Origin of the sequence: Vagococcus luciliae, assembly GCF_024637875.1 — a bacterium.
In the GTDB taxonomy this organism is placed as follows: Bacteria; Bacillota; Bacilli; order Lactobacillales; family Vagococcaceae; genus Vagococcus; species Vagococcus luciliae.
In genome coordinates this window covers 1527298-1550393 of record NZ_CP102451.1, presented here as the reverse complement: position 1 = coordinate 1550393, position 23096 = coordinate 1527298, and the positions used below count along the sequence as shown (strand labels likewise).

Here is a 23096-nt window from a genome sequence, read left to right as displayed (position 1 = left end):
ATCGTCCTTATTAGATTTTATACACAAAAAGATTAAAATAATATTTTTCTTGTTACAAATAAGATTTTATCTAACAAAAGAAAGAACTATTACCAGTTTAACGAAATTTTATGCTATAGTATTAATATAAAATTTGTTTTTTTATTACATTTTGGAGGAATTATTATGAAATATGTCAAATCATTACTACTCTTTATTATCGCAACATTTTCATTAACTGCCTGTACAAATTCTAATTACCAACAAGAACTTACTAAGCATGATTGGACACTAATTAGAGAATCAGAAGAGCAATTCCCACCTTTATTGGTAAGATTTGATCATGATAAGTTATTATCTAAACTTGATAGCAAATCTTTTAATAAAAAAGATAAAGATTACGTTGGAGATGACCTTGCAAAAAAATTTGCCAAAGAACTATCAAACAATACAGAAACCGAATCACGATACACAATTGATGGAGACAAAATCACGTTTAAAAATACTCAGCTAGACATAAAAGGAATTTATACAATGTCTCATGAAGGAAAAGATATTATCTTAACCCCAACTGATAGCATTGATAATACGGATATGATCATTAAGTTAGTCCCTAAAAATAAATAAAAAGAAAAGCTAGTTAGTCTCTTAAATGACCTTAACTAGCTTTTTTAATGGGTTCACACCAAAATGATTGGCTTGGTATAAAAGGATATTGGCACAAGCCAGACTATCGTCTAACGCGTTATGGTGATTGTCTAAAGAGATGCCTAGCTTTTCACTAACAGTATTTAATTTATGGTTTTCAAATTCTGGAAATAATTGTTTACTTGTTCGAACTGTACATAATGACAAATAATGTGGTTGCTCTAAACCATAATACTCTAAACATCCTTTTAATATATTGCAATCAAAACTAGCATTATGTGCTACGAATAATCGATTTTCTTTGAAATAGGGTTTAATCACTTGCCAAACTTCTGGAAACTTGGGGGCACTAACCACATCTTCCGGCCTTATCCCATGTATTTGTATATTCTTCCAATGAAAATCTGTCTCAGGCTGGATAAGAGAGTAATAACTCCCCACAATTTCATCATTTTTTACCATAACTAAGGCAATGGAGCAAGCACTGTATTTTTGATAGTTGGCTGTTTCAAAGTCAAACGCAATAAAATTCATCATCAAAACTCCTTTTAACCATTCGTTTGTTTTATTATACACCATCCTTTTTAAAATAAAAAAAGTTAGATTAAATAAAACCTCCCAATTCGTGTTTCCGGGAGGTTTAGTTCGGTTATAAATTGAAAAACATTAGTAAATCAGCTAGTTCTAGTTGATTTTTTTGTGTTTCATCCATGTCTTTTTGAACTTGTCCTGAATCTAACACGATTAATCGATTGCCGTATTTCAATGCATCTTCCATACGGTGTGTAATCATTAGACACGTTAGATTATTTTCTGAGATTGTCTTTTCCGTTAAGTCCATTAATTGACGACTTGTTTTAGGATCAAGAGCGGCTGTATGTTCATCCAATAATAATAAATCAGGTTTTTGAATCGTTGCCATCAATAAACTAAGTGCTTGCCTTTGACCACCTGAGAGATTACCAGTTGGTGTGTCTAAATGATTTTCTAATCCATTTCCTATTTTTTGACATTGTTCAAAGAAAAATTCTTTTTGTTGAGCTAATTGACGTTTTTTGAGTCCTCTTTTTTTTCCTCTGAGTTGAGCCAATAATAAGTTCTCTGAAACAGTCATTCTTGGAGCAGTGCCTAATTTAGGATCTTGAAAAACGCGTGCAATATACTTTGCTCTATTTTCTTCACTTTGATTCGTCACATCTTCACCATTTAGTTCTACTTTACCACTGGTTAAAAATAATTGACCAGAGATGACATTAAATAGAGTTGACTTACCTGCTCCATTTCCTCCCAAAATAGTCATAAATTCACCATGAGGTATTGAGAGGTTTAAACGATTAATAATCTGACGTCCGCTTGAAATAGTTTTAACACCATTGATAATATCTAATGCGTTACTCATTGATACTTCCTCCTTTTTTCTCACTAAACTTCTTGCTTAATTCTGGAATAATTAAACAAATACCTAGAATAACAGAAGAATAGAATTTCAAATAAGTTGTGTCAAAACTTAATTTAATCACAGCCAGTATCAATAATTGATAAATAATACTTCCCACTACAATTGCAATGAATCGCTCTAGCATGGTCAGTTCTCCAAATAATAGCTCTCCTAAGATGATAGACGCTAATCCAATGACAATAACACCAATCCCTTTATTGATATCAGCATACCCATCACTTTGTGCTATTAAAGCCCCTGATAACCCAATTAGGCCATTTGACACAACAAGTCCTAAAATCTTCATTTTATCTGTATGAATACCTAGTGATTTTGCCATGACTTCATTATCACCAGTTGCAATGTAAGCTTGTCCTAAATCGGTATTTAAAAATGACAATAAACAAAATATCACTATGATTACAACTAATAATCCAATCAATATAACATCAAAATTAGCCGGTAAATGAGCAAAGTTTAGTAATGAAAAGATTTTTGGTTTATTAAGCAGTGACAAGTTAGGTGATTTCATGACAAATAACATCACTGAATTGAGTGCACTCATCACTAGTATTCCTGAAAGAATGACTGGTATCTTTCCCTTAGTGTAGAGTAATCCTGTCGTTAAGCCTGCTAACATACCTGCAATAACTCCTAACAATGTGGCTATAACAGGTGACACACCATTTGTAATAGCCGTGACACACACAGCACCTCCTAAAGGAAAACTCCCTTCTGTTGTTAAATCTGGAAAATCCAATATTCTATATGTCAAATAAATGCCTAGGCCTAGTACTGACCATAATATTCCTTGTCCTATTGTTGATGCAATCATTTTTTAGCCTCCTCTTTTAACTCCTGTGGAATGGTAATCCCCAATTTTTGTGCTTTTTCTTCGTTAATGACTAAGTCGCCTGTATTAAAGGTATAAATAGGTGTATCACTTGGTGTCATTTTTCCTGTTAAATTATCAACTACCATTTTGGCAGTTTGAACACCTAAGTCATATTGATTAATACCAATGGTTGCAACACCACCCTCATCAACCATTGTATCGACAGATGGAAATATAGGGATATTGGCTTCATCTGCAATAGAAACAATCGTTTGAAACCCATTTGCAATAGTATTATCTGTTGGAGTATAAATAGCATCTACCTCACCTGTCATAACGTGAGTCATTTGAGAGATTTCGTTAGTAGAAGGAACTGCATAAGTTTTAACTTCTATTCCTTCTTTTTCTGCTATATCTTTAAAACGATTAACCTGTGATAAAGAATTATCTTCAGCTGATGAATAAATAACGCCAACTGTCTTGATATCAGGCATTAGTTGTGTCATTAATTTCAATTGTGCCTCAACAGGTGATTGATCACTGACTCCTGTAATATTGCCACCAGGCTTATTATTACTTTCGACTAATCCAGCTGCTTTTGGATCACTAATTGCCCCTAAAATAATCGGGATATCTTTTGTCTGATTAGCTAATGCTTGGGCAGCTGGTGTAGCAATTCCTACTAATACATCGGGTTTTTTACCAATTAGCTGCTGACTCATACTTGATAATTTACTTTGATCAGCTTGACCATTTTGAAAATCTATATTAATCGTTTCTTTGTCTTTATAGCCTTGTCTTTCAAGTTCTTCAACAAATCCTTTATAAATTAAATCAAGAGATGGATGACTAACAAATTGCAAGACGCCAACTTTAGGGATTGGTTTCACTATTTTTGTCTCTTGTTTTTTCATTCCCATTACAAATGATCCTAATAAAACGAATACTAAAAGATAGACTGAATATTTTAATCGTTGATTTTTCATATTTTTTCCTCCTCAAAATAAAAAAGACAATAAACCCGAATGCAACGGTTTATTGTCTTTGCTTTTCCACAAAAAAACCGCATAGATATGATTTCTATGCGGTAGGATATGTCTGATTATTCCTTAGCATAGATACATCTTTAGAAAGTCTCTAAAAGCTGTATCCATACACTCGTACAAATACAACTATCTACGCCAAGTTTGCCATGATACATTATTTAAAAGAATGGTTTGATTGTTTTCTTGTTTTTTCATGGCAATTTCCTCATTTCGTTTTAAATTTGCTATTATAATACCGCTAAAATGAACACCTGTCAACCATTTATTCAAAAATAACTTCGTTCGTTTTTTTTCGAGTACTACTATCCGTTGTAGAATTAGTTAAACTATCGTCAACTTTTTTAGCTACTTTTATGCGTTTAGGTTCTTTTCGAGCAATTTTTGGCTCAATAATATCGATTAATTTTTCATCTAAGACCTCAAGGCCTCCAGTTAGTTTATCAAAAGAATATCTTCCTTTTTCTTTGCCATCTTCTATTACGATAAAATTATTTTTCGCTGTTAATTTATATTCTTTTGCAACATCTGTAAAATTATAAATTGGTTGGATATAATTTATTTTCCAATCGATTGTTTCCAATGGTGTTTTCTGTGTCAATAATTTTTCCACTGTTGATAAACTTGGATTCCCTTTTGCATCAATTACAGCAACAATATGGGACTCTTTGTCTGATAAAACAGTCTGAATATCTGTCTCTTTAGTTGGAATAACTTGTTTGTTATCAGATTGTAACTCCGAAATAGCATGAAGTTGTTTTTCTCTTATAGTTGGTCTAACAGCCGAAACGAATGCTGACATAACCACAAAAAGAAGTGTTATTAAACTAATAATGATAACAAAGCGTTTATTTGACTTAATCATATCTAGCCAATTGACTTTTTTTAGGGAATGAAAAAGTTTTTTTACTTGCCGTTTAAATTCCGTCATTTACTCCCCACCTTATTTATTCTAGGAACATTATAACGTAAAAAAGTTTCTTTGAGAATAGTCGATATTGAAAGATTAAGCAATTGATTCTTCTTTTTGACTACTAATTTTATACTGAATGGTTTATAATATATAGGTTAATATAATTATTCAAAATAATAAGGAGCGATTTCTTTTGACCAATGAAGTAAAAAAATGTCCAAATTGTGGTCATATATTTAAAGCAGGAGAAACCTATTGTCCTAACTGTGATTTGTTTATTCCGATTGATAAGCAAAATAATATATCTAATGATACAATAAAAAATGAGAGTCAATCAGGCTTAAACAAAAAGACAACTGATGACTCATCTAACCAATCAGTCCCAACGTTTAAACATCGAACACTATCTAATCAAACTAATGATGAGAAAGTAATGGATGAAGAAGAGACAAAGCAAAGCCCTATTACAGAAGATAAACAGACTGTCTCGGATGAAAAAATGGATACACCTGTCAATAAGGCTGCTATACCCCGTCCCCAAGAGGAAGAAGATAAAGTAGCAGATTCTATTAAAGAAGAAAAAGAATCAACTAAGTCTACATCGCCTATATCTGATATGAGACAATCTAATAATACTCCTCCTACTAAGAATAATAGAACAAAAATTTTAGTAGGGATTATCATTTTACTCATTGTCTTTGGTGGGGGGTATGTCTATAACTCACAAAAAAAACAGCATGAATTAGAAACAACATTAAAGTTGACAACTAGCGCTGAAGAGGCTGTCGATAATTTATTTATGAAAAATCAAGGAGATATCTTTTTGAAAAAAGGTATTACCCAATCAGATATAAAAAATGCCGAAGATAAAGTAAACGAGATAAAAGGTAATGAACAATATGACAAATTAAATGAACGCTTACAGCAAGCTGTTAAGACATTTACTCGTCTAACTGCCATTAATGATACCTTTAAATCACCTATTATTGAAGGCAATCAATTATTGACTGATGCCTATGTAAAAGATGATACAAAACTAACTCTTGAAGCAATTGATCCTGAAGAAAATGGTTTTGACAAATTATATAATGAAGCCATTAAGGATGCGACAAATCAAAAATCTGCTATTAAAACATTCGAGTCAACACTTGAAAAACTATATAGAGATGATAAAGTAGTCAATGAACCAAGTAAACAAGTTTATAATGATGCTGTGAAACAATTAGCTGATATCAAAGATCCTAGCTTAAAATCTGACTATCAAACTACGTTAGATAAAGTCAGTAAAGTAATCGACGAGCAAGAAAAACAAGCTGAAGAAAAACGTCAAGAAAAAGAAGCAAAACAGGCTGAAGCCGCTAAAGCTGAAGCTGAAAAAAATAATCAACAAGCACAAACAAACGACAATAATAACACTCAAAATGGACATTCATTTACCCCATCAACCAATGGCGGCCGTTGGGGAACAAGACAAGATTCCACCATTGATTTATCAAATCCAGCTTGGTCATGGAATGCTGGTGTACAAGAAAAAGTCATTTCTGAAGTAATCAGTCGAGGGTATGTTGTTGATGGTGGTTACACACTTGTCCCTAAATTTATTGAAAATGGTGTTGGATTCTATGATTTATATGCTACAAAGAACTCAAAACTATTTCCAAATAGTAAGCCAGAAGAATTCCCTATATATGTTGTGACAATTAATGATAAAACTGGTTGGTTTAAAGGAAACGGACCAAATTAAACGTGAAAGGAGAAATAACATATTAATTGTTGTTTCTCCTTCTTTTATTTATTTTTTAAAAGGAGGTTTTACCATGTCATTTGACGGTATATTTACTCATTTAATGGTAAACGAATTATCAGATACATTAACCAATGGAAGACTATCAAAAGTTCATCAACCCTATGATAATGAATTGATGTTGGTTTTTAGAAATAACTCAAAAAATCACACACTTTTATTATCAGCGAATCCAAATTATGCGCGTATTCAACTAACAAATATTAAATATAAGAACCCTTCTACCCCACCTAACTTTTGTATGACACTACGAAAGTATTTAGAAGGCAGTATTTTACAAGAAATTAAACAAACAAATAATGATCGAATTATCTCCTTTTCTTTTGAAAGCCGTAATGATTTAGGTGATTTGGAGAGTATTGTTTTAATTGTAGAATTAATGGGTAGACATAGTAACATTATCTTATTAAATAAAGACACACAAAAAATTATTGATACAATCAAACATGTCGGAATGAGTCAAAATAGTTATCGTTTACTTTTACCAGGAGCTGACTACATTACTCCCCCACTAAAAAACACACAAAATCCTTGGACAGTAAATAAAGAAGAGTTGTTCAAAGAGTTAAATAGTATGACAGATATTACACCACAAGCCATTCAACAACAGTTTGAAGGATTCTCTAAAGATACTGCAAATGAGCTAGTTTATCGCTTAATAAAAAGTGATACTGATAAAGTGACAACTTGGACAAACTTTTTTCATGAAATGACTAATCATTTAAATCCAACAATTGGTTTAGTGAATCAAAAAGAACGTTTTGCCCCTATCCCCTATCAAACTTTTGATGAAGAACTTTCACATTTTGACACACTTAGTGACATGCTGGATGCTTTTTATGAAGGTAAGGCTGAAAAAGATCGTGTAAAACAACAAGCTGGTGAGCTGATTAAAAAAGTGACAAATGATATTAACAAATTGAAAAAGAAAACGAAACTTTTAGAGAAACAACTTGTTGATGCTGATAATGCGGAGATTTACCGTATCAAAGGAGAACTTCTCACAACATTTTTACATGAAGTAAAACGTGGTGCAACAAGTGTTAAATTGCCAAATTATTATGATAATGATGAACCAATCACGATTAGTTTAAATGAGGCTCTTACACCAAACCAAAATGCACAAAAGTACTTCCAACGTTATCAAAAACTTAAAAATGGTGTGGCTGTGGTAAAAGAACAGCTAAATATTACAAAATATGAATTACTCTACTTAGAGTCAGTTTTAGCACAATTAGATATTGCGTCACCTAGTGATGTACAACTAATCAGAGATGAATTGATTGCTGAAAAATACATTAAAAATAAAACAAAAGATAAGAAAAAACAAAAAAATAACCCTTCTAAACCATTGCAATTTATATCAAGTGATGGCGATATAATTTATGTTGGGAAAAATAATATTCAAAATGATCAGTTAACACTGAAAACTGCCAATAAAAATGATATTTGGCTACACACTAAGGATATTCCTGGCTCTCATGTCATTATAAAAAATAATAATCCAAGTGATCAGACGTTACTAGAAGCTGCATTGCTTGCAGCTTACTATTCTAAATATCGTCTTTCGGCTTCCGTTCCTGTAGATTATGTTGCCGTGAAACATGTGAGAAAACCAAATGGTGCTAAACCTGGATTTGTCATTTATGAAAATCAAAAAACATTATTCGTTACCCCAGAAATTAATGAAATTAAAAAAATAAAGGAGTGTTAATTAATTTATGTTACGCTTTAGAACGGTTCTATTAGGTGTTGTTGGAATAGGTTTAGCTGTATTTGCTATATCTTATTTCATTTACCGCTATCTCTTCAAAAAAGAATTAAAAAATAAAAAATTAAATATTTTAATGATTATTTTAGTCATAGGTGGAGGTGTATTGGTTTATAGTCCAGCAAAACAATATGTTCAATTAAAAAAAGGAACGATCAATCACAGTAATGTCGTTACATACAATGGACAAAAAATTAAAACTGAAGCAAATGCGACAGAACGATTAACTTTGCCTTCTGTTTATGGAAGTATAGATGCTACGCACCCTTCTGTTGTCGCTCTTGACGAACCTTTGGGCGGCTATAAATACTGGATGGCTGTCACTCCCTATCCAAAAGGGAAAGCAATTTATGAAAACCCGCATGTATTTAAATCAAATGATTTAGTTTCTTGGATTCCAAATGAAGCCAATCCTTTGGACGAACCCAAAAGTGAAAAATTCAATGAGAATAATACACCCATGCAATATGATTCTGATACTCATATCATTTATAACAAGGAAGATAATCGTCTAGAAGTTTTTTGGCGCTATGTTGATGACATTAATAAAAAATCAATTATTTATAAACGAACCTCAACAGATGGAAAAACATGGACACCAAAAGAAATTGTATTCAATGGAACAAAACCTGGTGAAGACTGGATATCACCTGTATTTATTAAAGATGAAAATGGATATAAAGTGTGGTATGTCGCTCACGGATATAAGATTTGGACTAGAAATAGTGTAGATGGTAAAAAGTGGAGTAAACCTGTTGAAGTAATTGTTCCTTATGAAGAAGATAATATGCATCATTGGCATTTAGATGTACAAAAAACTGATTTAGGTTATGAAATGATTGTGGTTGGATTTAAATCAAATGGTGACTATAAATTATCCGATCGTCATGTTATGAACCTATACTACTCTAAATCATCAGATAATAAAAAATGGGATACCTTAAAACCTATTATATTCCCTTCAGGAAAACGTGTAGGATTCGATGGCAAAGGCTTATATAGAAGTACAATGCTAAAAGAAGGAAGCCAATATCATATTTTCTATAGTGGAATCGGATATGACGAAACACGAGGTGTTGGTATTTCAACCGGAACAGATATTAATCATTTAAAAGGATTAAACCTTTCTGATTATGAAGGAAAAATAAAATAGATTATAAAAACGAGTAGAAAACTACTCGTTTTTATATATGTTTTTTTGTTCGTTTAAATCGTTCTTTATGATCATCATACTCATCTTGTAATTTTAGTAACTCTCCATATACCCAATCCATCGATTTGCTAGTTGCTAAAGATAATGAATAGATAAAAGATACTGGTAAAGATTCAATGCGGCGCTCTCTACTCACCCAAGTCGCGACAGTTGATTGTGGGTATTGAAACTGTTCACAAAATTCCTGTACGGTATAATTTAAATGCTTAATTATGAATGTATTGATAGGGTGTGGATATACAAAGGTATTGGTTGTCATGGTGGGAAATCCTCCTTTTTTTGTTTATATCTTATTTGCGATAATAGTTTAAACTTAATTTTATTATAATAAAAAAACGCCAATTATCCTAATGATAATTAGCGTTTTTCCCTATTTTCTATAAGTATTGATTAACTTGTTCAATAAAATCATCTTTTCCATAAAATGACTTATCTAATAATTCAGGAAAAATTTCCTCAAAGAAATAAATAACTGATGGACGATGTTTATACTTCTGAATTGTTTGAATTGCTTCTAAAAACATTTCTCTATACACTGTTTCAGGATTATTTTTAACAATTTCTTCAAAAGATTCATACAATAAATCGACTTTATCTGCAATGGATAAAATTTCACCTTCTACCGTATCATCTTTTCCTTCAAATAAACGTCTTCGATAAATTTCTTGAAATTCTTTTGGTATTTCTTGGGAAATAAATTCTTCTGTCATTTTTTCTTCTACTGTTTGCAGCATTCCTCGTAATTCTTTGTTAGCATATTTAACCGGCGTTTTGATATCTCCAATAAATCGCTCTGTATAATCATGATTTAATGCCTTCTCATAAAGACTTTTCCAATTAATTTTTACACCATGATGCTCTTCAATATCACCTAATACTTGGGCAATAGATGAAACACGATAGGAATGTGCTGCAACTGTATGTGGTGTGAATTTAAACGACCCTGGTGCACGAACAATCGTTTCTAAGTTATTTAATCCCAAAATAAAATCATTTAATCCCATAAAAAAACACCATCCTCTTTAAACTTATTTATTTTTTCTAATTTTTTCTTTTGCTTTAATTAACTCTAATAAATACAATGTTAATGTCAATATTAGTATAGCAATTGTTAAAAGTAATGTTTGACCACCATTATTGTGTACAACTAATAATTGGCGTAAAATAGCCGTGATACTAATTAATACTAAGTATTTAATAGGAATATTATGGGCATCATCAACATATTGCAGTGTCATGATAATAAATTCAAATAACATAAAGAAACCTAAAATATAATCAGCAATCGAATCAATCGCTCCTACATCACCATGAATAAAGATTAGTTTAAAAATATTTACCAAATCAAATCCCATATAAATAACAATTAACATGGCTAAAATGGATAGAAAGACATTCATTGTCAAGCTTAATAAACGCATTAATTTTTCTTCCATAACTCCTCCTAAATTGAATTAATACCTTTATTAAATAATAAAGTGTTTAATAATGCAACCATAAAACGTTACAAAAAACCTACGATATGTTCGCAGGTTAATCTCTGGATTATACTATCAAAAATTGTATAATTCATTCTTTTTGACCTATTTATTTTGTCTTTAATTCTTTCATTACCGCTTTTACGATCATACCTACTGTTTCATCCAACATTTCACTCACTCTTTTTTTAAACTCTTCACTTGATGTATATTTTACTATTTGAGAAGAAATAATACTTATAATCATTTTACCAATTTTAACGCCAGTCCTTTTTATTATCTCCATTTTACTTATCCTTTTCTAATTTATTGATTTTTTCTTTTAATAATTTTTTTAAAAATTTATTATGAGTTTTATTCTCCAAAAATTTAAAAGCTTCTAAAGTAAGTTCTTTTTCGCTTACTTCTGGATTAAGTGCTGTTTCAGCTTTAAGAGAATAATATAAAGCTGTTGGATTCACATCTATACTTTGGTTTAACTCCGTTAATTTAACATTGACCTCTGCTTCTATTTGATTAGCTAACTCGTTATCCCACATTTCTTCCGAAATTGAATCTTGAACCTTTTTAATTTCTTGATTAATATTCTTTTTTATTGCTAATTCATTACTTTTTTTAAAGCTATCTATCTTCTGCTCAGACTCTAAAATTACTTCTTTACTATTCATCTCTACCATCTCCTAAATATATGATTTATGAAACATATTTAAAAAAATTACAAATTCTGACTAACACTTGTTAATTTATATTTTACCATTTCCTTGTCATAATGTCATAAAACCCTTATAATATCACTTTATTAATTATTTCATCATACACAATATAGTAACTCTTCGCAAATATAAATATTATCAATATACTAAAAACTATCCATAGACCATCAATATTAAAAGAAGCTAGTAGATTTCAATACACAATTTAAACAAAAAATAAGATACCACTTTATCTACCTATAAAAAGGTAACTTAGTAAGTATCTCATTAATTCTATATTCTATTTTTCATCTTCGATTTTTAATAACAATTAAATCTCTCATGATTTATTAATTTAACCAAGCAGAAGGATCTTTTTTCCACTCTTGTAATAATAAACGATCATCTTGTGAAATATAGTCATTTTCGATCGCCACTTCAATCAATTCATCGTAATTAGTTAATGTATCAAAAGGAATATCTGCCTCTTTAAAGTTTTCAAAACCACTTGGTAATTGATACGTAAAAATGGCAGCAACACCTAAAACGTCTGCCCCTTCACGTTTAGCAGCTTGGGCTGCATCAATCACACTGCCACCTGTTGAAATCAGATCTTCAATAATAACCATTTTAGAACTTTGATCAATTCGTCCTTCGATTTGATTTTTCTTTCCATGATCTTTTGATTTTCCACGAATATAAACCATTGGTAAACCAAGTTCCTCTGCTACCCATGCAGCATGTGGAATACCAGCAGTAGCTGTTCCTGCAATCACTTCTACCGTAGGAAAGTTTTCTTTAATTAAATTAGCTAATCCTTTTGCTACTTGTTTTCGAACATCTGGATAACTCATCGTTAAACGATTATCACAATAAATTGGACTTTTAATTCCACTTGCCCATGTAAATGGCTCATTTGGACTTAAAGATACTGCTTTAATAGATAATAACTCTTTTGCAATTTGTTTCATTAGTGATTCTCTCCGTTCCATTCGTTTTTTATGTTTAAATAAGCTGTATAAGGATTTTCTGCTTTCGTAATTGGTCTTCCAACAACAATAAAAGTTGAGCCGTTTTCTCTTGCTTTACTTGGTGTCATGACACGTTTTTGATCACCCACATCATTACTTGCTAAACGAATACCAGGTGTAAGACAAACAAAATCATCGCTTGTATGTTGTTTAATGTCTTTGGCTTCATGAGCGGAGCAAACTACTCCGTCAAGTCCTGATGCTTGAGTCAATACAGCATAGTGTCTAACACTTTCATTTAATCCAACTGAAATGAGTTGTTCTTGTTTGACTTGTTCATCACTTGTTGACGTTAATTGGGTGACAGCAATCAATTTAGGAACAGACTGACCTTTAGGTGTCCCCTCTTGTAATCCTTTGTAGGCCATCTCCATCATCTCTTTACCACCAGCTGCATGAACATTGGTTAACGACACTCCCAATTTGGCAATACCCTTCATGGCAGAATAAACTGTATTAGGAATATCATGAAGTTTTAAATCAAGAAACACATCATGTCCTTCACTAATCAACCATGATACAATACTTGGCCCTTCTTGATAAAAAATTTCCATTCCTACTTTAACGTAAAGTGATTCCTCAGAAGGAAAATGGGCTAAAAATGCTTCAATTGCTTCTTTACTTGGTAAATCAAGTGCAATAACTGGTCTTTCTTCTCTCATTTTCTACCTTCTTTCACTTCTTTGATTAGTTTTTCAATTGATTCAATCCCTAATTCATCCATTCTATTAGGTAATTCATCAATTAATTTAGGGCAAATATATGGATCAGTAAAATTCATTGTTCCTACTGCGACAGCACTTGCTCCTGCTAAATACATTTCAATGACATCATCAACAGTAGACACGCCGCCCATTCCAATAATCGGAATTTCTACTGCGTGTGACACTTCATGAATCATTCGAATAGCTACAGGTTTAATTCCTGGTCCTGATAAACCACCTGTTCCGTTAGCTAAAACTGGTTTTCTAGTCTTTAAATCAATTCTCATTCCAAGAAGTGTATTAATCATCGTGATACCATCTGCTCCTGCTTCTTCCACTGCTTTAGCAATTGGCACAATGCTCGTTACATTAGGAGAAAGTTTGATATAAACAGGTACGTTTGCCACTGATTTTGCTGCTGCAGTTAACTCTGCTGCCACTTCAGCACTTGTTCCAAAAGCAATCCCACCTTCTTTGACATTGGGACAAGATATATTCAACTCAATTGCTTTAACGTTTGGAGCGGCTCCGATTTTTTCGCAAACGCGTTTATAATCATCAACAGTAGAACCTGCAACATTGGCAATGATTGGAACATCGTATTTTTCAAGAGAAGGTAACTGTTTAGCCATGACGGTTTCTAATCCCGGATTTTGTAACCCAATGGCATTTAACATACCACTTGGTGTTTCAGCAACACGTGGTGTGGGGTTCCCGTAACGCATCTCTGCAGTAGTTGCTTTAACCATAATGGCGCCTAGTTTACTTAAATCAAAGTATTTAGCATACTCATCACCAAATCCAAAACATCCACTAGCTGGCATAATCGGATTTTTTAATTCTAATCCTGGGATACTCACACTTAATCGACTCATATCATCACCTCTCCTGCTTTAAAAATTGGCCCCTCATCGCATACTTTTTTATTTACGTTAGGATCCTTTTTAGATTGGCAAACACATGCATAGCATGCTCCTACACCACAAGCCATTCTCTCTTCCATTGAAAGGTAAACATGAGGATGGTCACTAAACGTCGATTCAACAGCTCTTAGTAGTCCTGGAGCACCACATGCATAAATGGCTTTTGGTTTAGTTGTTTTTTTGCTTACGTCATCTATCAACATCCCAACATGACCATGTGTCCCATATGAGCCATCATCTGTTGCAATGAATAATGAGCCTAGCTCACTAAATTCTTTTTCATAATACATCACGTCTTTTGAAGCAAACCCATTTAAAAAATAAATATTTGCCCTTTTTTCTTTTAACCTGCGTCCTAACTCATAAAGAGGAGGAACACCGATTCCTCCACCTATTACATAAACCACATCTTCTTCTTCAATCATACTAATATCAAAACCATTCCCTAAAGGTCCTAAACAATCAAGTTTATCTCCTACTTGACAGTGACTAAATGCTCTTGTCCCATCACCTTCAACACGGTAAATAATTTTACAAGTTTGATTGTCATGATTGATTTCTGCCAAACTGATTGGTCGTCTAAGAAGTAAGTCCTCTCTTGGAACACGAATATGAATAAATTGACCTGGCGTTACCATCTCTTGAGTTAACTCTCCCTTTAACGTCATTTCAAATATACGTGGTGCTAATTCAACTTGATTGACAATCTCCATCATCTCTTGTTTCATATCCAGTCTCCTTTATTATAGTGATAGTGCAGTAAAACTTCTTGCTTCCAATACTTTAAGAATGGCTTCTGCTGTGTCGAGTGATGTCATAAGAGGCACACCATTTTCTACCGCTGAACGTCTAATTCTAAAACCATCTGATGTTTCTTTTACGTTGTTTCCTGTTGTATTTATAACTAAACTCACTTTATTTGAGCGAATGCTATCAATCACATTAAATTGACTTGTATCGGCAATTTTTGCTACGGTTTCAACAATTAGTCCTTGATCTGTTAAATACTTACTTGTACCTTCTGTTGCGATAATACCATATCCAATGTCTGAAAAACGTTTAGCCAGACTTAATGCTTCTTCTTTAAAATCGTCTGATATAGTAAATAGAACATTTCCATAATCTGGTAAGTGCATGCCACTTGCTTCAAATGCTTTATAAAGAGCTTTTTCCATCGTATGATCTGTCCCCATGACTTCACCAGTAGATTTCATTTCTGGTCCTAATTGGGTGTCAACTTCATGTAATTTTGCAAATGAGAACACTGGGGCTTTAATGTGAACCATCGGACTCTCTTTATATAATCCTGGTTCATAACCAAATTCTTTTAATGTATGTCCTAGAATTAATTGAGTTGCGAGTTTTGCCATTGGAATATCAGTCACTTTACTTAAGAATGGCACAGTTCGACTGGCACGAGGGTTTACTTCAATAACAAACACGTCTTCTCCTTGAGCGATAAACTGGATATTCATAATCCCTTTACAGTTTAACCCTTTTGCTAATTTTTGTGTGTAGTCGACAATTTTATCAATCACTGTTTGACTAATCGTTTGTGGAGGATACACTGCCATCGAATCTCCTGAATGGACTCCAGCACGCTCAATATGTTCCATAATACCAGGTATTAAGACATCTTCTCCGTCACAGATTGCATCAACTTCACATTCTGTTCCAACAACATATCGATCAATTAAAATCGGATGTTCTGGGGATGCTTTTACAGCTTCAACCATGTAACGTTTCAAATCTTTCGTACTCCACACAATCTCCATTGCACGTCCACCTAAAACATAACTTGGTCTTACTAAAACCGGGTAACCAATTCTTTCAGCAATTTTTATCGCATCTGCTTCATTAGTGGCAGTTGATCCTTCTGGTTGAGGAATACCCAGTTCTTGTAAAGCCTGTTCAAACTTATCACGATTTTCTGCTCTATCTAAGTCTTCTAAAGTTGTTCCAATAATTGGAATACCATGTTTAGTCAATCCTTCAGCAAGGTTAATCGCTGTTTGACCACCAAATTGAACGATTACTCCTTTAGGCTGTTCTAGCTCCACAACATTTAAAACATCTTCTAACGTCAAAGGTTCAAAGTATAATTTATCTGAAATCGAGAAGTCTGTTGAAACAGTCTCTGGATTACTATTAATAATAATCGCTTCATACCCTTCTTCTTGTATTGCTTTGACAGAATGAACTGTTGCGTAGTCAAACTCTACCCCTTGACCGATACGGATTGGCCCTGAACCCAAGACAATCACAGATTCTTTATCGGTTTTGACACTCTCGTTTTCTTCTTCATATGTACTATAGAAATATGGTGTTTCTGAAGCAAATTCTCCAGCGCACGTATCAACCATTTTGTAAACTGGGATAATGTTATGTGTTTTTCTTAATTGTAGAACGTCATCATCTGTCATGTGCCATAATTTAGCAATCACTTTATCTGTAATACCATATCGTTTTGCTTCTGTTAACACACTAATGTCTTGTGGATTTGTAGCCAACGCTTCTTCAAGTTCAATAATTCGTTTGATTTTATCTAGGAAGAAGATATCAATTTTAGTAAATTGAGCAATATCTTGTATTGTCATGCCTCGTCTAATACCTTCTGCCACTCTGAATAGTCGATCATCTTTTGCTTCAACCATTTGTTTGATTAACTCATCATCTGATAAATCTTTTGATTCTTCTGAGTCAATATGATGTAACCCAATCTCTAATGATCTCACCGCTTTAAGTAATGACTCTTCAATCGTACGACCTAATGCCATGACTTCACCAGTAGCTTTCATTTGAGTGCTTAAAATTCTATCACCATGTTCAAATTTATCAAATGCCCAACGAGGAATTTTGGATACCACATAGTCAAGAGCTGGTTCAAACATTGCATAAGTTGTTTGTGTCACTGGATTTTTCATTTCATCAAGTGTTAAACCAACCGCTATTTTTGCTGCAATTTTTGCAATCGGGAATCCTGTTGCTTTACTTGCTAATGCTGACGAGCGACTTACTCGAGGATTTACCTCAATGACATAGTATTCATAGCTATCAGTATTTAGAGCTAACTGGACATTACAGCCACCCTCAATTTCTAAAGCTTTAATGATTTTGAGTGAGGCATCTCTTAATAACTGAATTTCAACGTCTGAGAGTGTTTGGCAAGGGGCAAACACGATGGAGTCCCCAGTATGGATTCCCACTGGGTCGAAGTTTTCCATGTGACACACAACAATCGCTTGATTCTTTTTATCTCTCATTACTTCGAATTCGATTTCTTTATAACCGGCGATACTTTTTTCAATTAAACATTGGTTAACAGGGGACAAGCTAATACCATTTTTTGTGATAGCTATTAATTCTTCTTCATCGTCACACATACCACCACCTGTTCCACCAAGTGTGAAAGCTGGGCGTACAATTAAGGGATAACCGATTTTTTTACCAAATTCAACTGCTTCTTCTACTGTATGAACAATGACACTTTCAGGAATTGGTTCATTTAGTTCTTCCATTAATTGTTTAAATAAATCTCTATCTTCTGCTTGATCGATAGCACTGATTTTTGTTCCTAATAATTCAATTCCTAATTCTTCTAAGATTCCTTTATCATTTAACAAAATGGCCATATTTAATCCAGTTTGCCCACCAAGTGTTGGAAGGATGGCATCTGGACGTTCTTTACGTAAAATTTTTGTGACAAATTCTAACGTGATAGGCTCGATATAAACTTTATCAGCAATGTCTTTGTCTGTCATAATGGTAGCTGGGTTAGAGTTGATTAAAACAACTTCATAGCCTTCTTCTTTTAATGCAAGACACGCTTGTGTTCCGGCATAGTCAAATTCAGCAGCTTGTCCAATCACGATTGGTCCAGATCCAATCACTAGTATTTTTTTAATATCATCTCTTTTAGGCATGTTGATTCCCCCAGTTTTCCATTAATTCAATAAACTCATCAAAAATTGAGACCGCGTCATGTGGTCCAGGTGCGGCATCCGGATGAAATTGCACTGAAAAAGCCGGATGATTTTTGTGTTTCACTCCCTCTACTGATCCATCATTAATATCAACATGTGTTAGCATTAATTCTGTTGTATCTAAACTATCAAGTGAGACAGCATAACCATGATTTTGTGAGGTAAAGTAAACAGAGTCAGACGCAATTTCGCGAACTGCATGATTGCCTCCTCGGTGACCAAACCGCATTTTATACGTATCAGCACCATTGGCTAAACTTAGTAGTTGGTGACCTAAACAGATACCAAAGATTGGGACAATACCTTGAAGTTTTAAAATCGTTTTTAATGCTAATGGTAAATCTTTCGGATTACCAGGACCATTTGATAACATGACACCATCTGGTTGATAGGATAAAATCTCATCAGCTGTTGTATCATAAGGAACGACCGTAATATGACAATCACGTTTAATTAATTCACGTAGGATACTTTGTTTCATTCCAAAATCAATCATGACAACATTTGCTCCTGTACCAGGGATACTATACGGCTTAGTTGTTGAAACGGATTGAACTTGAGTAGATGGTAAAACCGTTGCTCTTAACTGATCATAAGCATGATTCAAGTCTGACACAACATCGATGATACTCGCTTTCATCGCACCTTTTTCTCGAATTTTTTTCGTTAAAGCGCGTGTGTCAATCCCACTAATACCAGGAACACCTTTACGTTTTAAAAATTCATCTAATGTCGCTTGAGAACGCCAATTTGATGCTACTCTGGCAACATCTCTCACCACAACGGCAGAACAAGCTGGCGACATTGACTCAAAGTCATCTCGGTTAATTCCGTAATTTCCTATTGTTGGGTAAGTAAATAATAAAATTTGCCCTTTAAAACTAGGGTCTGTCATCATCTCTTGATAACCACTCATTCCTGTGGTAAATACTAATTCGCCTGTAGCCGAACTTGGTGCGCCAAATCCTTCTCCTTCATAACATGTTCCATCTTCTAAGATTAACAATCGCTTCATTTTAATTACGCCTCCTCTTTGTTCCAAACCATTTTTCCTTTTACAAAGGTGTATAAAGTATCCCCTATAACTTTTTCTCCGCTAAATGGCGTATTATTTGATTTTGATAAAAATTCTTCAGGTATTGTGACTTCATTCTCTAAATCAAAAATGGCAATGTCTGCATCAAATCCAATATTTAAAGAACCAGTCTCTAACCCAAATATTTTTGATGGTGCTTCTGTCATCCAGTACACCACTTGCTCTAATGTAAAACGATTTGTTTTAACAAAGTGTGTGTACATTAAAGAAAAAGCTGTTTCACTTCCCACAATACCAAACGGCGAATCAATCATACTTTGATTTTTTTCTTCGTGGCTATGTGGGGCATGGTCTGTTGCAATACAATCAATCGTTCCATCCAGTAATCCGTCAATTAATGCTTGTTGATCATCAGTTGCTCTTAGTGGCGGATTCATTTTGAAGTAACCATGATCATGCGTGATATCCTCATCTGTCATAATTAAATGATGGGGACACACTTCACACGTCACATGAACACCATGTTTTTTTGCTTGTCTGATGACTTCAACACTTTCTTTTGTTGACACATGACAGACATGATAGTGAACACCCGTTTCTTTTGCTAATAACACATCTCTTGCAATCTGTGATGATTCTGTTGCACTCATAATTCCTGGTAACCCTAACTCTTTTGATTTTTCACCTAAGTGCATCACGCCACCAAATAATAAACTCTCGTCTTCAGTGTGGGCCACAATCGCCATATCAAGTGCTGCTGCTTCTTTCATTGCTTCATACATCACACCGGCTGTTTGAACTCCGACGCCATCATTTGTAAAGGCAAATGCGCCAGCTTCTTTTAGACCGACAAAATCAACTAATTCTTCACTGTTTAATTTCTTCGTAATCGGCGCATATTGTAAGATATTTACTACACTATCTTTTTCAATACGTTGATACATATCTGTTAATTTTTCTGGTGTATCAGGTACAGGATTAACGTTTGGCATAGCACATACAGTGGTGAAACCACCTTTTGCAGCTGAACGACTTCCTGTTTCAATCGTTTCTTTGTATTCAAATCCTGGTTCTCTAAAATGCACATGAACATCAACTAATCCTGGTGTTATCAATCCGTTTTTCGCATCAACAACTTGTTCAAAACTTTCTGCTGTTTCAGTAAACTGACCAATCCCTTTGATTTTCCCTTCTTCAATCCAAATATCTACTGGGATTAACTGATTTCTTCTTGTAACCATTTGTCCATTTTTAATTAATGTTTTCATGTTCATCCTCCTAAGATTTTCCTTGTAAAATGGCTTCTAATATTGCCATTCTAATAAATACACCATTGGTCATCTGTTGCGTGATGCGTGATTGATAACTTTCAACTAACTCATCGGCTAACTCAACATCACGATTAACTGGTGCTGGATGCATGATGATGGCTTTTTCTTTCATTTGTTTTGCCCGTTCATTAGTTAACCCATGTTGTTGATGGTAGTCTTCTTTTGAGAAACTTTCACCACTTTCATGACGTTCGTGTTGAACGCGTAACATCATCATTACATCTACTTTATCTAAAACATCATCTATCGGCATGTAAGTTCCATATGCTTCATATTTTTTGTTGTACCATTCTTCTGGTCCACAGAAAAACAGATTTGCTCCAAGTCGTTTTAACATTTTCATATTTGAATTTGCCACACGTGAATGCGTTAAATCGCCACATATCGCAATATTTAAATTGTCAAAATGTCCGAACTCTTCATATATAGTCAATAAGTCAAGTAAACACTGTGTTGGATGATTACCACTACCGTCTCCTCCATTAATGATGGATGCTGTAATGGTTTTACTTTGAATCAATTCATTATAATAATCTTCTTCCCAGTGACGAATCACACAGGCATGTACCCCAATCGCTGACATGGTCAAGACAGTGTCATATAATGACTCCCCTTTTGAAACAGAACTTGTTTTAGCATCAAACTCAATTACATCAATTCCCATCTTTTTCTCTGCTACTTCAAAACTTTTATGTGTTCTTGTGCTATTTTCAAAGAAAAGATTTGCAACAAAATATTGGTCATTTGTCAATTGAGGTTTATCTCCTCGTTTGAACTGCTGCGCTCGCTTAATTAACCCCATCACTTCTTGATCACTTAATGACTCAGCAGTTAATAAATGTTTTAAACTAATTCGTTCTGATGTAATAATCATTTGAGCCTCTCCTTTTTATTCTAATTCGCTTTTTGCTTTTTCAGGTAAAATCAAGTTCAAAATGATTCCAAATAATGTGGCAAGAGCCATACCAGATACAGCAACCGCTCCAACTTGGAATGTTAATCCGCCGATTCCTACTACTAAGATAACTGAGGCAATTAGTAGGTTTCGTTTTAAGTTAAAATCAATTTTGTTATCGATTAAAATTTTCAATCCACTTGATGCAATCACTCCGAATAGGATAAAACTAATTCCCGCAATAACTGGGTTAGGAATACTTTGAATAATCGCGGTTAATTTTCCGACAAAACTTAATCCCATAGCCAAAGCCGCTGCTCCACCGATAACAAACACGCTATGTACGCGAGTAATCGCAAGAACCCCAATATTTTCACCATAACTTGTGACAGGAGGACCACCAACTAAACCAGCAACAATTTGTGCTAATCCATCACCTTTTAATGTCTTATCTAATCCTGGTTCTTTAAAGAAATCTCGTTTTGTTAATTTATTTAACACCATTAAATGACCAATGTGTTCTGTCATCGTCACAAACGCGATAGGTGCCATGGTCACAATCGCGGTTAAATAAAATTTTGGTGTGTAAGTCACAAATGGTGCTTGAAAGTCAGGTAAAGCAAACCATGCTGCTTGTCTAATTGGCTCAACATCGACAATTCCAACTGCTAATGCGATAAAGTAACCACACACAATTCCTAGTAATATTGGGATAAGTCCCATAAACCCTTTAAGATACATATTAAAGAAAATCGTTAGTGACATCGTAATCAAGGCAACTGCAATGTATTTCACACTGTACACTTGTTCGCCATTTGCTCCAACTGCATACATCGCTTGACTTGCTGCATTTCCAGCTAACCCAAGTCCGATTACCATGACAACTGGTCCAACCACAATCGATGGAAGTAACTTATCTAACCAAGCTGATCCTGCTCGTTTCACAATCGCTGAAACAATTAAGTAGACAATCCCCGTTGTGATAGCTCCCAAGGCAACTGCCGGATACCCATCATCTTTCATTAACATTTGCATCGCAGCAATAAACGCAAAACTACTTCCTAAGTAAGCTGGTATTTTTCCTTTTGTTATGATGAGATACACAATCGTTCCAAGTCCTGAACTAAATAAAGCAATTCCTGGATTAATGCCGACTAAAATCGGAACTAACACTGTAGCACCAAACATCGTAAACAAATGTTGTAAACTTAATCCTAACCACTTAATTCCTTTTGGTTTATCGTGAATATCCAATACAACATCTGGGTTTCTATAGTTTTCTTTCATTTGACAGTCTCCTTTATAATAAAAAATCCTCGTTTCACTTTTGAAACGAGGCGCACGAAAACGTATTGGTGCTTGACTTTTTTCACCAACCG

Annotated in this window: 24 protein-coding genes; 4 read left to right on the top strand and 20 right to left on the bottom strand. The window is 33.9% G+C overall.

The annotated features are described in order from the left end of the window. Window positions 1–165 precede the first annotated feature (165 nt). Entirely contained in the window at window positions 166–606 is a 441-nt protein-coding gene (locus G314FT_RS07525) for a hypothetical protein (protein WP_257700121.1), read from the top strand. Window positions 607–627: 21 nt separating this feature from the next. Here G314FT_RS07525 and G314FT_RS07520 read toward each other — a convergent pair whose 3' ends face one another. From G314FT_RS07520 to G314FT_RS07495, 6 genes are all read right to left on the bottom strand, one after another. Continuing rightward, on the bottom strand, window positions 628–1161 hold the full coding sequence (locus tag G314FT_RS07520; protein WP_257700120.1) for a 3'-5' exonuclease: 534 nt from the start codon (window positions 1159–1161) through the stop codon (window positions 628–630). Between the two features lie 115 nt (window positions 1162–1276). Next, a complete protein-coding gene (locus G314FT_RS07515) occupies window positions 1277–2026 on the bottom strand; it encodes an ABC transporter ATP-binding protein (RefSeq protein WP_257700118.1) in 750 nt (249 codons plus the stop codon). Further along, window positions 2019–2900, bottom strand: coding sequence for an ABC transporter permease (locus G314FT_RS07510; protein ID WP_257700112.1), 882 nt, complete (start codon window positions 2898–2900; stop codon window positions 2019–2021). Before G314FT_RS07510 ends, G314FT_RS07515 begins: the two co-directional genes overlap by 8 nt. Continuing rightward, complete coding sequence (gene trpX, locus G314FT_RS07505; protein WP_257700111.1) at window positions 2897–3886, bottom strand: tryptophan ABC transporter substrate-binding protein; 990 nt, start codon at window positions 3884–3886, stop codon at window positions 2897–2899. The genes G314FT_RS07510 and trpX overlap by 4 nt, the downstream gene beginning before the upstream one ends. A gap of 186 nt (window positions 3887–4072) precedes the next feature. Then, window positions 4073–4216 (bottom strand): hypothetical protein, encoded by a 144-nt coding sequence (locus G314FT_RS07500; RefSeq protein ID WP_257700104.1) that lies wholly within the window; start codon window positions 4214–4216, stop codon window positions 4073–4075. Next, window positions 4209–4874: a hypothetical protein gene (locus G314FT_RS07495; protein WP_257700102.1), complete on the bottom strand. Its 666-nt coding sequence runs from the start codon at window positions 4872–4874 to the stop codon at window positions 4209–4211. The genes G314FT_RS07500 and G314FT_RS07495 overlap by 8 nt, the downstream gene beginning before the upstream one ends. 175 nt (window positions 4875–5049) lie before the next feature. Here G314FT_RS07495 and G314FT_RS07490 point away from each other — a divergent pair, with 175 nt between their 5' ends. The 3 genes from G314FT_RS07490 to G314FT_RS07480 all read left to right on the top strand — a co-directional run bounded on the left by G314FT_RS07490 (window position 5050) and on the right by G314FT_RS07480 (window position 9584). Next, entirely contained in the window at window positions 5050–6600 is a 1551-nt protein-coding gene (locus tag G314FT_RS07490; RefSeq protein WP_257700100.1) for a cell division site-positioning protein MapZ family protein, read from the top strand. A gap of 73 nt (window positions 6601–6673) precedes the next feature. Continuing rightward, window positions 6674–8374, top strand: a complete 1701-nt coding sequence (locus G314FT_RS07485) for an NFACT family protein (RefSeq protein ID WP_257700098.1) — start codon at window positions 6674–6676, stop codon at window positions 8372–8374. Window positions 8375–8381: 7 nt separating this feature from the next. Further along, window positions 8382–9584 carry a sialidase family protein gene (locus G314FT_RS07480; protein WP_257700096.1) on the top strand — a complete coding sequence of 401 codons (1203 nt, stop codon included), beginning with the start codon at window positions 8382–8384 and terminating at the stop codon, window positions 9582–9584. Between the two features lie 31 nt (window positions 9585–9615). Here G314FT_RS07480 and G314FT_RS07475 read toward each other — a convergent pair whose 3' ends face one another. The 14 genes from G314FT_RS07475 to G314FT_RS07410 all read right to left on the bottom strand — a co-directional run bounded on the left by G314FT_RS07475 (window position 9616) and on the right by G314FT_RS07410 (window position 23004). Next, entirely contained in the window at window positions 9616–9903 is a 288-nt protein-coding gene (locus G314FT_RS07475; protein ID WP_257700094.1) for a helix-turn-helix domain containing protein, read from the bottom strand. Between the two features lie 118 nt (window positions 9904–10021). Beyond that, the gene (locus tag G314FT_RS07470; RefSeq protein ID WP_257700093.1) at window positions 10022–10648 is read right to left on the bottom strand and encodes an HD domain-containing protein; all 627 of its coding nucleotides are present in this window, start codon (window positions 10646–10648) and stop codon (window positions 10022–10024) included. A 24-nt stretch (window positions 10649–10672) separates the two neighbouring features. Next, the gene (locus G314FT_RS07465) at window positions 10673–11080 is read right to left on the bottom strand and encodes a phosphate-starvation-inducible PsiE family protein (RefSeq protein ID WP_257700092.1); all 408 of its coding nucleotides are present in this window, start codon (window positions 11078–11080) and stop codon (window positions 10673–10675) included. A gap of 151 nt (window positions 11081–11231) precedes the next feature. Beyond that, the gene (locus G314FT_RS07460) at window positions 11232–11408 is read right to left on the bottom strand and encodes a hypothetical protein (RefSeq protein ID WP_257700090.1); all 177 of its coding nucleotides are present in this window, start codon (window positions 11406–11408) and stop codon (window positions 11232–11234) included. Window position 11409: 1 nt separating this feature from the next. Next, complete coding sequence (locus G314FT_RS07455) at window positions 11410–11790, bottom strand: hypothetical protein (protein WP_257700088.1); 381 nt, start codon at window positions 11788–11790, stop codon at window positions 11410–11412. Between the two features lie 374 nt (window positions 11791–12164). After that, the gene (pyrE, locus tag G314FT_RS07450; RefSeq protein ID WP_423837500.1) at window positions 12165–12785 is read right to left on the bottom strand and encodes an orotate phosphoribosyltransferase; all 621 of its coding nucleotides are present in this window, start codon (window positions 12783–12785) and stop codon (window positions 12165–12167) included. Continuing rightward, on the bottom strand, window positions 12785–13507 hold the full coding sequence (gene pyrF / locus G314FT_RS07445) for an orotidine-5'-phosphate decarboxylase (RefSeq protein WP_257700085.1): 723 nt from the start codon (window positions 13505–13507) through the stop codon (window positions 12785–12787). The genes pyrE and pyrF overlap by 1 nt, the downstream gene beginning before the upstream one ends. Next, complete coding sequence (locus G314FT_RS07440; RefSeq protein ID WP_257700083.1) at window positions 13504–14424, bottom strand: dihydroorotate dehydrogenase; 921 nt, start codon at window positions 14422–14424, stop codon at window positions 13504–13506. Before G314FT_RS07440 ends, pyrF begins: the two co-directional genes overlap by 4 nt. Then, window positions 14421–15200: a dihydroorotate dehydrogenase electron transfer subunit gene (locus tag G314FT_RS07435; RefSeq protein WP_257700074.1), complete on the bottom strand. Its 780-nt coding sequence runs from the start codon at window positions 15198–15200 to the stop codon at window positions 14421–14423. Before G314FT_RS07435 ends, G314FT_RS07440 begins: the two co-directional genes overlap by 4 nt. A gap of 15 nt (window positions 15201–15215) precedes the next feature. Then, entirely contained in the window at window positions 15216–18395 is a 3180-nt protein-coding gene (carB, locus tag G314FT_RS07430; protein ID WP_257700072.1) for a carbamoyl-phosphate synthase large subunit, read from the bottom strand. After that, on the bottom strand, window positions 18388–19470 hold the full coding sequence (locus G314FT_RS07425) for a carbamoyl phosphate synthase small subunit (protein ID WP_257700068.1): 1083 nt from the start codon (window positions 19468–19470) through the stop codon (window positions 18388–18390). The genes carB and G314FT_RS07425 overlap by 8 nt, the downstream gene beginning before the upstream one ends. A 5-nt stretch (window positions 19471–19475) precedes the next feature. Next, window positions 19476–20759: a dihydroorotase gene (locus G314FT_RS07420; protein ID WP_257700065.1), complete on the bottom strand. Its 1284-nt coding sequence runs from the start codon at window positions 20757–20759 to the stop codon at window positions 19476–19478. 10 nt (window positions 20760–20769) lie between these two features. After that, window positions 20770–21696, bottom strand: a complete 927-nt coding sequence (locus tag G314FT_RS07415; protein ID WP_257700063.1) for an aspartate carbamoyltransferase catalytic subunit — start codon at window positions 21694–21696, stop codon at window positions 20770–20772. A gap of 15 nt (window positions 21697–21711) precedes the next feature. Then, on the bottom strand, window positions 21712–23004 hold the full coding sequence (locus G314FT_RS07410; RefSeq protein WP_257700062.1) for a solute carrier family 23 protein: 1293 nt from the start codon (window positions 23002–23004) through the stop codon (window positions 21712–21714). Window positions 23005–23096: the final 92 nt, after the last annotated feature.